The 12,548-nt window shown below is 60.3% G+C and carries 16 protein-coding genes; 7 read left to right on the forward strand and 9 right to left on the reverse strand.

Features of this window, described 5'->3' with window-relative positions; all coding sequences use genetic code 11:
- Nucleotides 1-492: RsmD family RNA methyltransferase (locus ACLBXN_RS22235; protein WP_447613597.1), on the forward strand; the 492-nt coding region annotated here is incomplete at its 5' end.
- A 160-nt stretch (nt 493-652) separates the two neighbouring features.
- Nucleotides 653-1,147: a pantetheine-phosphate adenylyltransferase gene (gene coaD, locus ACLBXN_RS22240; protein ID WP_043006208.1), complete on the forward strand. Its 495-nt coding sequence runs from the start codon at nt 653-655 to the stop codon at nt 1,145-1,147.
- Between the two features lie 4 nt (nt 1,148-1,151).
- On the opposite strand, the gene ACLBXN_RS22245 is transcribed toward coaD, so the two are convergent.
- The 5 genes from ACLBXN_RS22245 to ACLBXN_RS22265 form a co-directional block, all read right to left on the reverse strand.
- Nucleotides 1,152-2,207 (reverse strand): zinc-binding metallopeptidase family protein, encoded by a 1,056-nt coding sequence (locus tag ACLBXN_RS22245; RefSeq protein ID WP_447613598.1) that lies wholly within the window; start codon nt 2,205-2,207, stop codon nt 1,152-1,154.
- 120 nt (nt 2,208-2,327) lie between these two features.
- Complete coding sequence (locus ACLBXN_RS22250) at nt 2,328-2,648, reverse strand: BON domain-containing protein (RefSeq protein ID WP_003051870.1); 321 nt, start codon at nt 2,646-2,648, stop codon at nt 2,328-2,330.
- A 72-nt stretch (nt 2,649-2,720) separates the two neighbouring features.
- Nucleotides 2,721-3,263, reverse strand: a complete 543-nt coding sequence (locus tag ACLBXN_RS22255) for a hypothetical protein (RefSeq protein WP_043006204.1) — start codon at nt 3,261-3,263, stop codon at nt 2,721-2,723.
- Between the two features lie 161 nt (nt 3,264-3,424).
- Nucleotides 3,425-3,586, reverse strand: coding sequence for a DUF1328 domain-containing protein (locus ACLBXN_RS22260; RefSeq protein ID WP_003051882.1), 162 nt, complete (start codon nt 3,584-3,586; stop codon nt 3,425-3,427).
- A gap of 170 nt (nt 3,587-3,756) precedes the next feature.
- Nucleotides 3,757-5,106, reverse strand: a complete 1,350-nt coding sequence (locus ACLBXN_RS22265) for a sensor histidine kinase (RefSeq protein WP_447613599.1) — start codon at nt 5,104-5,106, stop codon at nt 3,757-3,759.
- A gap of 133 nt (nt 5,107-5,239) precedes the next feature.
- Between ACLBXN_RS22265 and ACLBXN_RS22270 the strand changes: the two genes are divergently transcribed.
- Nucleotides 5,240-5,872: a response regulator gene (locus ACLBXN_RS22270; RefSeq protein WP_003051886.1), complete on the forward strand. Its 633-nt coding sequence runs from the start codon at nt 5,240-5,242 to the stop codon at nt 5,870-5,872.
- Between the two features lie 57 nt (nt 5,873-5,929).
- Here ACLBXN_RS22270 and ACLBXN_RS22275 read toward each other — a convergent pair whose 3' ends face one another.
- The 4 genes from ACLBXN_RS22275 to gpmA all read right to left on the reverse strand — a co-directional run bounded on the left by ACLBXN_RS22275 (nt 5,930) and on the right by gpmA (nt 9,636).
- Nucleotides 5,930-6,310 carry a response regulator gene (locus ACLBXN_RS22275; protein ID WP_003051888.1) on the reverse strand — a complete coding sequence of 127 codons (381 nt, stop codon included), beginning with the start codon at nt 6,308-6,310 and terminating at the stop codon, nt 5,930-5,932.
- Between the two features lie 80 nt (nt 6,311-6,390).
- The gene (locus tag ACLBXN_RS22280; RefSeq protein ID WP_211456877.1) at nt 6,391-7,179 is read right to left on the reverse strand and encodes a HesA/MoeB/ThiF family protein; all 789 of its coding nucleotides are present in this window, start codon (nt 7,177-7,179) and stop codon (nt 6,391-6,393) included.
- A 75-nt stretch (nt 7,180-7,254) separates the two neighbouring features.
- Nucleotides 7,255-8,766 carry a S41 family peptidase gene (locus tag ACLBXN_RS22285; RefSeq protein WP_167004862.1) on the reverse strand — a complete coding sequence of 504 codons (1,512 nt, stop codon included), beginning with the start codon at nt 8,764-8,766 and terminating at the stop codon, nt 7,255-7,257.
- A gap of 126 nt (nt 8,767-8,892) precedes the next feature.
- The gene (gene gpmA, locus ACLBXN_RS22290) at nt 8,893-9,636 is read right to left on the reverse strand and encodes a 2,3-diphosphoglycerate-dependent phosphoglycerate mutase (protein WP_087080735.1); all 744 of its coding nucleotides are present in this window, start codon (nt 9,634-9,636) and stop codon (nt 8,893-8,895) included.
- 285 nt (nt 9,637-9,921) lie between these two features.
- Between gpmA and ACLBXN_RS22295 the strand changes: the two genes are divergently transcribed.
- From ACLBXN_RS22295 to ACLBXN_RS22310, 4 genes are all read left to right on the forward strand, one after another.
- Complete coding sequence (locus ACLBXN_RS22295) at nt 9,922-10,329, forward strand: rhodanese-like domain-containing protein (protein ID WP_167004868.1); 408 nt, start codon at nt 9,922-9,924, stop codon at nt 10,327-10,329.
- Between the two features lie 72 nt (nt 10,330-10,401).
- A complete protein-coding gene (gene grxC / locus ACLBXN_RS22300) occupies nt 10,402-10,659 on the forward strand; it encodes a glutaredoxin 3 (RefSeq protein ID WP_003051899.1) in 258 nt (85 codons plus the stop codon).
- A gap of 200 nt (nt 10,660-10,859) precedes the next feature.
- The gene (secB, locus tag ACLBXN_RS22305; RefSeq protein ID WP_003051901.1) at nt 10,860-11,321 is read left to right on the forward strand and encodes a protein-export chaperone SecB; all 462 of its coding nucleotides are present in this window, start codon (nt 10,860-10,862) and stop codon (nt 11,319-11,321) included.
- Nucleotides 11,322-11,437: 116 nt separating this feature from the next.
- Complete coding sequence (locus ACLBXN_RS22310) at nt 11,438-12,448, forward strand: NAD(P)H-dependent glycerol-3-phosphate dehydrogenase (protein ID WP_447613600.1); 1,011 nt, start codon at nt 11,438-11,440, stop codon at nt 12,446-12,448.
- The last annotated feature ends 100 nt before the right edge of the window (nt 12,449-12,548 follow it).

Here is a 12,548-nt window from a genome sequence, read left to right on the forward strand (position 1 = left end):
GCGCAAAAGCCCGGTCTGCGGCCCACGCCCGATCGCGTGCGCGAGACCCTGTTCAACTGGCTGGGCCAGGACCTGAGCAACTGGAAATGCATCGATGCCTTCGCGGGCACGGGGGCACTGGGCTTTGAGGCCGCATCGCGCGGCGCCAGCAGCGTCATCATGAACGAGCAGGATGCCGCCCTGGTGCAGCAGTTGCAGCGTCTTCAGCAAAAGCTCGATGCCAGGATGGTCAAGGTGCAGCGCGGTGATGCGCTGAGCTGCCTGAAGACTGTGGCGGGGCAGGATCTGATCTTGCTGGACCCGCCATTCGGTCAGACCGAGCTGTTCGAGCCCGCGCTCAAGGCCGCCACGGCGGCCTTGAATGATGGCGGCTTCATTTATCTGGAAGCTCCCGAAGCCTGGGCCGAGGACCGCTTGCTGGAAATGGGGCTGGAGCTGCACCGCTATCTGAAGGCCGGCGCCGTCCATGCGCATCTGCTGAAGAAGCAGTAAAGCCTTGAAGCCGAACCGGGAGCTGCTGGCGCTTCGAGCAGAGGCGCCAGCAGCTCTTTTTTGCATGGTTCAGCACTGCGCAGGCCTGAATGCATAATCTCTTTACGCTGCACTGCAGCAGCCCTCACACTCATCAAGACCCGCAGGAAAGAGATAAGCCATGAGCCAGGACCTGATCGCTGTTTACCCCGGAACCTTTGACCCGATCACGTTGGGGCATGAAGATGTGGTGCGCCGGGCTGCACAGCTGTTTGGCAAGGTCATCGTGGCGGTGGCGGCAGGCCATCACAAAAAGACGCTGTTTTCGCTGGAGGAGCGCATTGCCATGGTGCGCGAGGCCTGCGCCAATTATCCGCAGGTGCAGGTGGAAAGCTTTGACGGGCTGCTCGCGCATTTCGTGCTCGCACGCGGCGCCAAGGCCATGGTGCGCGGCCTGCGTGCGGTCACGGACTTCGACTATGAGTTCCAGCTTGCCGGCATGAACCGCACGCTGATGCCCGAGGTGGAAACCGTGTTTCTCACGCCCAGCGATCGCTATCAGTTCATCAGCTCCACCTTTGTGCGCGAGATTGCCACGCTCAACGGCGATGTGGACAAGTTTGTCTCCAAGGGCGTGCATGAGCGCCTGATGGTCAAAGTCGGCCGCGCGGCCTGAGCAGTCAGTCGCCCTGGCTGGGCGATCTGCTGCGATAGCTGCTGACGGTCTCGTGGACGAAGCGCAGCTTGTCCCAGGCCGGGCCGGAAATGGCAAACGGATAGGCATCGCCATGGCCCAGGCTGCGATTGAGGCTGTTGTGCAGCAGCGTGAGCGGCACCCACTGGGATTGCATCACTGAAAAGTCTGGCGGTACCGGTCCCAGCGGGTTTTGAATGAGCTGCTGGCCGGTGCTGGGGATGTCCGGCACGGTAATGCAGGTGCCGTAGCTGGCTGCAGTCTCCAGCAAGTCCACCATGTGCAGATAGTGCGCCCAGGTTTCGGCCCAGTCTTCCCAGGGATGAGCCGTGGCATAGGCGCTGATGAACTGGTCGCGCCAGCGGTTGTCCAGCGGGTCCTTGTCGTAGTGACGCTGCAGCGCCTGGGCATAGTCCTGATTCTCATAGCCGAACAATGCTCTGAAGCGCTCCAGATGCGCGCTGCTGGCTATCAGCTGATCCCAGTAGAAATGGCCCGACTCGTGGCGCAGATGCCCGATCAGCGTGCGATAGGGCTCGTGCAAGGCCTGGCGGCGCTTGGCTCGCTCGTCGTCGTCGGCCTCGACGACATTGAGCGTGATCATGCCGCTGGCATGGCCGGTCATGACGGGGTTCTGACCGGGAATATCTGCGAGCAGGGAAAAGCGCGGCTCGGCCACGCGGTGCTCATGCGGGTCCAGCAGGCCCAGTCTGGCCAGGGTGTAGAACAGCCGGCGCTTGGCGACTTCGATCTTGGCCCAGCGCAGCTCGTTGGCGGGATCGCTGCCGTCGGGCAGCCATTCGGTCTGGCGGCAGGAGACGCACAGCGGCTGCGGGTCTGAAGCCTCGATCGCAAAATTGCACAGGCTGATGTTGTGGCGGTGGGCGCAGGGGCGGTAGCGGGCGTTGGGGGCTGCGGCAGGCGGCAGAATGCCGACTCGCAACTGGTCGGGCAGAAAGGCCTGGCTGGCGCCGCAATGCACGCATTGCAGGCTTTCAAAATAGATCAGGTGGCCGCAGGCCTCGCAGTTGAAAACTTGCATGCGGACACTTTAATGGCGAACTCGGCTGCCAGGGTGTAGGAAAAAACAAAGCCAGCTCGAAAGCTGGCTTTGGGCTGGAAGCGCAGCCCTCATGCAGGGGCTGGCTTCAGGTGCGCATCGTCAAGGCCTGACCACGATGCTGTTGCGCACTTCACGCACATGCTTGGTCGTGCGGGCGATTTCGCCGGCACGGGCTTTTTCCGCTTCGGATTTGGCAAAGCCCGAAAGCTGCACGGTGCCGTTCATGGTTTCCACGCTGATGGCGGTTGCCGAGACGCTCTTGTCTTCGGCCATCTTGGCCTTCACAGCAGTGGTGATGCCGGCGTCATCCACATAGGAGCCCACAGTCTGCTGGTCACGAGCCACCGAACAGGCTGTGGTAGCCAGCACGGTCGTCGCGGCGACCAGACTGAAAGCCAAAGCACGAGTCAGATTTTTCATATGGTTCTCCCTTGGTTTTGAAAAGGCGCAAAGCACGCCTGCGAAAGCTGGGAACGTCGCACGTTCCAAGAGTTATTTCCTGCGCGAGCGACCCAGAAAGAAGGCCGTCGCCAGGGCCGCGCCGGTCGCTGCTGCGATCAGCACGGAACGCCCGGGTTGTTCGGACACATACTTGGTGGTCGCATCCGCTGCGGTGTTGAACTGACGGCGTGCGCGGTGCGAGCTGTCGGCCCAGAAGTTGATGCTGCGCTCGGCCAGATCCTGAGCCCGGTTGGCCAGGTTGTCGATCAGCGGGTTTTCGCTGTCTTCGACATTGCGCATGTGGCGACCGGTAGAGTCGATGGCCTCGGAAGCCGTGCGGCGCGAGCGACGTGCGGTGTCTTCGACCTTGTCGGCGATGTCCTCGGCCACATCCCGTGCTTCGTTCACCATTTTCTGGGCAGCCTGCTTGCCGGAGTCCACGGCGTCTTGCGCCGCATCGGCCATCTTGTGTGCAGCATTCTGGGCGGATTGGGCGGCGTGCTTTGCCGTGTCCTTGACGTCTGCAGCCACATCCTTGGCGGCGCCCTTGAGATCTTCAACCGTGTCCTTGGCGTCTTTTACGGCTTGGCTCATTGTTTGGAACTCCCTGAAATCTAGAAATTTTCGTGACAGCGTGCAGTAACGCCAGTCTGCGGAACCCTGCCTCCAGGAGGCAGAGGTTGAGTGTGATCATGGCGAATACTGGTGGTTTGTGCAATGTGAGCGAACAAAGTTCTACACATTGGGTGCCGTTGCTACTTCTTCACCAGGCCCATCAGGAAGGTGATGACGGCCATGACCAGGAAGACGAAAAACAGGATCTTGGCAATGCCTACGGCGCTGGCCGCAATACCGCCGAAACCGAAAACTGCAGCGATCAAGGCAATCACCAGAAAGACAATGGCGTAGTGCAACATGGTTTTCTCCTTTCGAATGCAGACCGACAGGCATTGCTGTGCGGCCATGTATTGACTGTAGAGAACTGTGCAGCCCGTGCCTGACGGTGAGCTTCTGCCACCTGGGTCGGGGTATTTAGAGACAGCCGTGTAGGACGACATCGACTTGCGCGGCCGAGCACTACCCGGTTTCAGGCAGTTGCTACGCTCAGGGGAATGACTGCCGAGATGGTGGTGCCCTTGCCGGGTTGCGAGGCCACGGTGAGCCTGCCGCCAACGGCTTCGACACGGTGCTTCATGCCTGCCAGGCCATGGGAGTTGGGGCGCATGCTGGCGGGCTCGAACCCTTGACCATCGTCCTGAATCTGCACAGCCACATAGGTGGGGTAGTTGTGCACCGTGACGATGACATGGCTGGCTCTGGCGTATTTGCCGATATTGGTCAGCGACTCCTGCACGACGCGATAGACCGTCAGCTGCGTGGACTCGGGCAGGTCCACCTGTTCCAGGCTGCATTCCACCTCGATGTTGCTGCGATCGCCGAACTCCCGGGTCAGGATTTCCAGTGCCGTGGTCAGACCCAGGTTGGAAAGCGAGGACGGGCGAAGGTCCTCGATGATCCGGCGCTTGAGTGCAATGCCGCTGTTGAGCGTCTCGATCAGATGGGTGACACGTTCGGAGACCTCGGGTGCCGAGGTGTCGATCTTGGATTTGAGCCGCGCAACATCGAGTTTGGCTGCGGTCAGCAGCGAGCCCAGCTCATCATGCAGCTCGCGTGCCAGATGCGCCCGCTCGTCTTCGCGTACCTGCTGCAAATGGGTTGCCAGCTCGGTGAGCGCCGCTGTGCGGTCACGCACGACTTCCTCCAGGCGATTACGTTCGTCGCGCTGTATCTCCTGCTCGCGCTGATGTGAATGTTGCAGTGCATTGGCCTGTCGCAGATACATGAAGAAGCCCAGAATCCCTAGCGCCGTCACGGTCGCAATGCCCAGGCGCGACAGGCCCAGCGTCTGCTCGATGTCCGCAAGATTGGACTTGACGCGCTGGTCGATGCTGTCCATCAGGGTCTTGATGTGGCCCCGTATGGCATCCATGTTTTCCATGCCCACATCGGTGAACATCACAAAGCGCCATGCTTCGTCGTTGCCCTGGCGATAAAGGCGCAGGCTCAGCTCCATTTCGCTGGTCTTGCGCTCGACCTGGCGGGCCAGCGGCGTGAAGGTGGCCAGCTCCTTGGGGTCCATGATGAAGATGCTGCGCAGCTCGTCCATGCTGCTGCTGATGGCGGCAGAAGCGGAGTTGTAGGGCTCGAGATAGCGCTCTTCTCCCGTCAGCAGATAGCCGCGCAGACCGGTTTCAGCGTCCAGCATCTGCTGCATCAGCAAGCTGAGCTTGGCTCTGGTGCTTTGTGTCTTGGTGAGCGTATCCAGAGCCTGCAAGGAGCGCTTATAGCCTGCCTCATTAATGCTTACCATTAAGACTGCCGCAACGACTGCGATCGTCAAACTGACTGCAATTTTGCGGATATTGGTCCAGCGCATCTACATCCTCTCACCGACAAGGCAATTACCTGATATTCTGCATAACCGTAGCGTCAACGACTGACATCATAGTGCGGGTCTTAAAATGTTATGCGCCCTGGAGACGAGCGCGGTTTCATGAAAAGAGGTGTTCATGATAAAAGTAGGCATAGTGGATGACCATGCGATCGTTCGCTCGGGATTACGCCAATTCCTGTCGGAGCATGTGGACCTGAGGGTCGTGGGAGAAGCCGGCAATGGACGGGAAGCCATTGATCTGGTTCGGGAGCATGAAATCGATGTGCTGCTGATGGATTTGTCCATGCCCGGGCAAAGCGGCATAGATGCCCTGGCCATGCTCAGGGCCAAGGCGCCCGACATGGGCATCCTGATACTAAGTGGATACCCTGAGGAGCATTACGCGATCAACCTGATTCGTCAGGGGGCCAGCGGATATCTCAACAAGGAGTGCGATCCCCAGGATATTGCGGAGGCCATCCGCACCGTGGCTCTGGGAAGGCGCTATCTGACGCCGGCAGTGGCCGACCTCCTGGCCCAGCAGCTCAATCGCAAGGATGATGTGCCGGCGCACGAGCAATTGTCGGAGCGCGAGTTTCAGGTGTTTCTGAAGCTTGCTCGCGGCGAGACTGCCGGAGATATTGCCAAGTCGCTTTCCCTGAGTGTGAAAACAGTGAGTACTTACAGAACCAGGCTCATGGAAAAAATGGGGCTTTCCTCGAATAGCGACCTGACCTACTATGCGCTGAAAAACCGCCTCATTGATTAATGAGGCTCCAATAAAAAAGGCTTGAAAGATTCAAGCCTTTTTTACTTTTTGTTATTATCAAGACTTGCTGGTATTCAGATCCATGCAGAAATCGATAAGCGCATCGATTTCATTGGACTTGTCAAATACGGCATCGGCATTGAGTTCCAGGCAGCGCTGGCGGATATCGGCAGTCGCATAATTGCTCAGCACCAGCAGCTTTTTCTGCCGCGGTCGCTGTTGAAAGCTGGTGACAATGCCAAGGCCGCTGCCTTCGCGCAGGAACAGGTCCACGATCACCAGATCCCAGGCATCCGGGTTATGGCTGAGCCAGCGTACGGCATCGGCTTCGGTCTCTGCCACCCCCACAGCCTCGACATCGGCAAGCTCCGCCATCGTCGCAATCAGGTTGTCGCGAATCGTAGGGTTGTCTTCAACAAAAAAGGTACGCAGTTTCACGACGGTAGCAAGTTGAGGTAGATGCCATGGATCAAGCTGTGAGAGTCGTTCAATTCTCGGTATGGGGAATCAATTACGGCCTATGAAAAATCATTGTATTGATGTTTTTTGTGATTTGTGCTTGACGTTCCACAGATATCACAGGTTTTAACCCTAGCAATTTTCATCCTACTCCACTCCATGGAACGTGCATCAAGCATTTGAAGTTGTCCGACAGAAGATCGGCCAAAACCGACAATCAGCTTCAGTGCTTCAGCTGCCTGCTGGGTTCCGATCAGTCCGACCAGCGGTGCAAAGACGCCCATGGTCGAGCACTGGACCTCTTCGAATTCGGCCTCTGGCGGAAAGACGCAGGCATAGCACGGGCTGTCGGGGTCGCGCGGATCAATGACCATCAGTTGGCCATCGACACGGATGGCCGCTCCTTCGATCAGAGGCACGCCATGGCGTACGCAGGCCGCATTGATGGTCTGGCGGGTCTTGTAGTTGTCGGTGCAGTCCAGCACGATGCTGGCCTCGGGCAGCAACTCGTCGAGCAGGCTCTCGGTCGCACGCTGCTGGATGCAGCGAATCTCTATCCCGGGGTTGATGGCATGCACGGCGGTGCGTATCGACTCCACCTTCGCCATGCCTATGCGCTCGGTCGTGTGGGCAATCTGGCGTTGCAGATTGGTCATGTCCACGACATCGTTGTCGACGATGGTGATGCGGCCCACACCTGCCGAGCCCAGATAGAGTGCGGCGGGCGAGCCCAAGCCGCCGGCTCCGATGATCACTGCATGCGTTGCCAGAATGCGTTCCTGGCCTTCGATGCCGATCTCGTCGAGCATGATGTGACGGGAATAGCGCAGCAATTGATCGTCATTCATCGGTTTGCGTCCATGGTTCCAAGAAAAAAGCCGGGCAAGCCCGGCTGATTTTGAGCGGGTTTGACAACCCGGTGCTTATTTTTTGCTCTTGTCGGAGTCGCCCTTTTCGGGGGCTTTCTTCTCAGCGGGCTTTTTATCTGCAGCCGTCGCGTCCCCGGGCTTTTCTTCGGCCTTTCGCTCTGTCAGGGTCTTGCTGACCTTGACGGGCTGGCCCTTGAGCTTGTTCAGCGCCTGTTGCAGCTGGAAGTCCTTGTCAGTTCCGAATTCCGGCAGGCGGCGTTCGGCAGCAGGCTTCTTCGCTTCCTCTTCCAGGCGCTTGCGGGCTTCCTCGCGTGCTTTTTCCAGGGCGTCGTTCTTGACCTCGGCACCCTGTCCGCTGGACAGATGCTTCTCGAGATCCGCCTCGCGCATGCCCAGTGCGGCAAACAAGTCGCCATCCGCCGTCTCGTCCACCATCACATCGGGCACGATGCCCTTGGCCTGAATGGACTTTCCGCTAGGCGTGTAGTAGCGCGCCGTCGTCAGCTTGAGAGCCGTATCGGGGCCCAGGGGGCGCACGGTTTGCACCGACCCCTTGCCGAAGGACTGGCTGCCCATGACGGTGGCGCGCTTGTGATCCTGGAGCGCTCCGGCCACGATTTCACTGGCCGAGGCCGAGCCTTCGTTGACCAGAACCACCAGAGGCAGCTTTTTCAGGGCTGCAGGCAAACGCTGCAGGGGATCGCCAAAACCGCGCTGGGCGTAGAACTCGGGCGATGCCTTGTAGACGGCCTTGCTTTCAGCCAGCTGGCCGTTGGTGGAAACCACGGGCACATCGGGTGGCAGGAAGGCGGCCGAGATGGCTACGGCCGCATCCAGCAGTCCGCCGGGATCGTTGCGCAGGTCCAGCACCAGGCCCTTGAGATTGGGTTCCTGCTTGTAGATTTCCTCGACCTTGCGCACAAAGTCGTCCACGGTGCGTTCCTGGAACTGGCTCAGGCGAATCCAGGCGTAGCCGGGCTCGATCACCTTGCCCTTGACCGACTGGGTCTTGATCTCTTCGCGGGTGATGGTGACGGGGAAGCTGCGGCTTTCATCCTTGCGCAGGATGTTCAGGCGCACCTTGGTATTGGGTTCACCGCGCATGCGCTTGACGGCGTCATTGAGCGTCAGGCCCTTGACGGCCGTGTCGTCGATCTTGGTGATCAGGTCGCCGGTCTTGAGGCCGGCGCGGAAAGCGGGCGAGCCTTCGATGGGAGAGACGATCTTGATCAGCCCATCTTCCATGGTGATCTCGATGCCGACGCCCACGAACTTGCCGGAAGTGCCTTCCTTGAATTCTTTGTAGGTCTTCTTGTCGAAGTACTGGGAGTGGGGGTCCAGGCTGGAGACCATGCCGGAGATGGCATCGGTGATCAGCTTCTTGTCGCTGACCTGCTCGACGTAATCGGTCTTGATCAGGCCGAAGACGGCCGACAACTGCTGGATTTCTTCAAGTGGCAGAGGTGTCACACCCCCGCGGGCCAGCGTCTGCAGGGATACGGTGGTCAACGCACCGGCGACCACGCCCACAGAGATCCAGCCTGCAATTTTGATTTTTTGACCCATAGCACCCCTTAAACCATTCGCAATATACACCTTCGACGGCAGAAGGCCCACGAGGTTCCATAGGCCTTTTGCAGTGTCAGCCCGGTTCAGACTGCGTCAGCGTCCGAACCGGGGTGGTGACAGGTCTCAGGCCTTGCCCTGGGCCGCGACTGCCGCTGCGGCCTTGGCGGCGGCTTCGGCATCGCCCAGGTAGTAGTGGCGGATGGGCTTGAGATCGGCGTCGAGCTCATAGACCAGAGGAATGCCATTGGGTACGTTCACGCCCACGATCTTGTCGTCGGCGATGTTGTCCAGATACTTGATCAGGGCGCGGATGGAGTTGCCGTGAGCGGCAACCACCACGCGCTTGCCGGCCTTGATGGCGGGGGCGATGGACTCGTTCCAGAACGGCACGACGCGCTCGACCGTGTCCTTGAGGCACTCGGTCAGCGGGATCTGCTCGGGCTGCAGCTTGGCGTAGCGCACATCGCTGCGTTCGCTGCGGGGGTCGGTGGCTTCCAGGGCGGGAGGCGGCACGTCGTAGCTGCGGCGCCAGACCAGCACCTGCTCGTCGCCGTACTGCTTGGCCATATCGGCCTTGTTCAGGCCCTGCAGGCCGCCATAGTGGCGTTCGTTGAGGCGCCAGCTATGCACCACGGGCAGCCAGGTGCGGTCCATTTCATCCTGCACATGCCACAGGGTACGGATGGCGCGCTTGAGCACGCTGGTGTAGGCCACATCGAAGTCATAGCCTTCTGCCTTGAGCAGTTGGCCGGCCTTCTTGGCCTGTTCGACGCCGGTGGCAGTCAGATCCACATCGGTCCAGCCGGTGAAGCGGTTTTCAAGGTTCCAGGTGGATTCACCGTGGCGGATCAGAACGAGCTTGTACATGGATTCTCTCAAAGTAGCAAAGCAGTAATGACACAAAGTCAAAAGCGTGCATTTTAGGGGCTGGGCTTTGTCCGGGCTTGAGGCAAGGAAAGCCGGCTGGGGCAAGCCGCCGGCGGCAGGCTATTCCTGTGGGGCTCTTCGGGGATTGTGCGGAGCACCCACTTGCGGTGCGTGGCGCATCGGCAATGGCTATGGGCTTGCAGGCCGCAGGTCTGTGGCCTGCTGCCGCAGCCCGCTGTCAAGCCTGCCTCTAAAATCGTCCGGTTTGCCATCCCAAGGAATGACGTGAAATTCATCATTGATAACTGGTATTTGATCCTGATTGCCGTGGCTTCGGGTGTGATGCTGCTCCTGCCCGCACTGCGCGGCGCGACCGGCGGCTCGCTGTCGGCAGCGGCTGCGGTGCATCTGATCAACCGCGAAAAAGCCGTGGTGCTGGACGTCTGCGAGCCCGAAGAGTTTGCGGCCGGCCATGTCAACGGCGCGAAGAACCTGCCGCTGAGCCAGTTGGAAGAAAAGCTGCCCACCACCGTCAAGAACAAGCAGCTGCCCGTGGTGCTGGTCTGTGCAACGGGCGCCCGCGCCGCGCGTGCCGAAGCCGTAGCCAAGAAGCTGGGCTATGAAAAGGCCCAGGCGCTTGCTGGCGGCATGAAGGCCTGGCGCGATGCCGGCCTGCCGGTTGAAAAAGCCTGATCCGGTCCCAACTGAGAACCCTGACGACTGCAGCGTTGCATGCTGCAGTGCAAAACACCAAGGAAGTTGCCCATGCAAGCCGTGAAGATGTACACCACCGCCGTCTGCCCCTACTGCATTCGTGCCAAGCAGATTCTCCAATCCAAGGGCGTGGAGCAGATCGAGGAGGTGCGCATCGACTTCGATACCGCCGCCCGCGAGCACATGATGCAGACCACTGGCCGCCGCACCGTGCCCCAGATCTTCATCGGCGACACCCATGTGGGCGGCTGCGACGATCTGATGGCGCTCGATGCCAAGGGCGGTCTGCTGCCTCTGCTGCAAGGCTGACGCATCTGCGCCGCCCATGTTGTCCCAGGACATGAATTTGCACTTTGTGCCGGCTGCCAGGATGCAGCCATGGGCGGCCACTGCATAATGCCAAATGCTATTTTCTGGGAAATGCCTGCTGTGAGGATAGCTGCGTGCTGATTCTCCGTGCAGGCATTTTCATTTCCCTCTCAAGATTTTTCTGAAAGACCTAGCTCATCATGGCCGAACAAGACAACAGCCCCGTGTTCCAGATCCAGCGCGTGTATCTGAAGGACCTGTCCCTGGAGCAGCCCAACTCTCCCGCCATCCTGCTGGAGCAGGAGCAGCCCAGCGTGGACATCCAGCTGGGCGTGGAAGCCACTCCCGTGGCTGAAGGCGTCTACGAAGTGGCCGTGACCGCCACGGTTCAGACCAAGATTCAGGACAAGACCGTGTTCCTGGTCGAAGCCAAGCAGGCCGGCATCTTCGAAATCCGCAACGTGCCCGAAGACCAGATGGGCGGCGTGATCGGCATTGCCTGCCCCCAGATCATCTACCCCTATCTGCGCGGCAACGTGGCCGACGTGGTGACCCGCGCCGGCTTCCCTCCCGTGCACCTGGCCGAAATCAACTTCCAGGCCATGTACGAGCAGCAGCAAGCCGCTGCCGCCGCTCAGACCGAAGGCCAACTGCCCCAGTAAGCTGACGGCAGCTTCCGATTCCTGCGATGTGCAAGAATCGGCAGCCAGGCAAAAAAGAGGCCCTAGAGGCCTCTTTTTATTGTGGGTTGTGCGCAAACTGCTATCAAAATTCAGGTATGAAAATTCTTGTCATCGGCGCTGGCGCCTGGGGTACGGCCATGGCCATCAGCGCGTCCACCCATAAGGACCAGGATCGCGTCAGCCTCTGGGCGCGGGATCCGGCGCAGGCGCAGCTCATGCAGGCCGAGCGCGCCAACAGCCGCTATCTGCCCGGCATCCGCTTTCCGGATGCGCTCACGGTGGTCAGCGGCGATGTGATGGCCCATGTGGCGGATGCCGACCTGATCGTGCTGGGCACGCCCATGGCGGCACTGCGCCAGTGGCTGGGCCAGCTCAAGGATTGCCGCAGGCCCGTGGTCTGGCTGTGCAAGGGCTTCGAGGCCGTGGCCGCCGATGCCCCTGCCGGCAGCTACGGGCTGATGGCGCATGAGGTCTGCCAGCAGGTGGCACCGCAGCTGCAAAGCGGTGCGCTCAGCGGCCCCAGCTTCGCGGCCGAGGTGGCACGCCAGCAGCCTACGGCTCTGGTGGCAGCCAGCGCCCACGAGGGCGTGAGCGAGCTGCTGGTCTCGGCCTTTCACGGCGAGGCCATGCGCGTCTATGCCAATCAGGACATCGTGGGCGTGGAGGTGGGCGGTGCCGTCAAGAATGTGCTGGCCATTGCCACGGGTCTTTGCGACGGCCTGCAGCTGGGGCTGAACGCGCGCGCGGCACTGGTCACGCGTGGCCTGGCCGAGATGACGCGCCTGGGCGTGGCGCTGGGCGCGCGCGCCGAAACCTTCATGGGCCTGTCCGGCCTCGGCGATCTGGTGCTGACTGCGACCGGCGATCTCTCGCGCAACCGCAAGGTGGGCCTGTTGCTGGCCGAAGGCAAGAGCTTGGAGCAGGCCGTGACATCGCTGGGCCATGTGGCCGAGGGCGTTTACAGCGCCCGCACGGTGCTCGCCCGGGCACGCCAGGTCGGCGTGGAAATGCCCATCACCGAAACCGTGGTGGCCTTGCTGGACGGCCAGCTGCCGGTCACCGAAGCCGTGCAGCATCTGATGGTGCGCGATCCGCGCGGCGAGTAAGCCCATAAAACGATAGCTGTTAGCGCCTGATATTCATAGATTTCAGATATTTTTCTATCTGAAAATCAATGGATAAAGGCGGTAGCAGCTATTGTTTTTC

The organism is Comamonas sp. C24C (assembly GCF_053345995.1).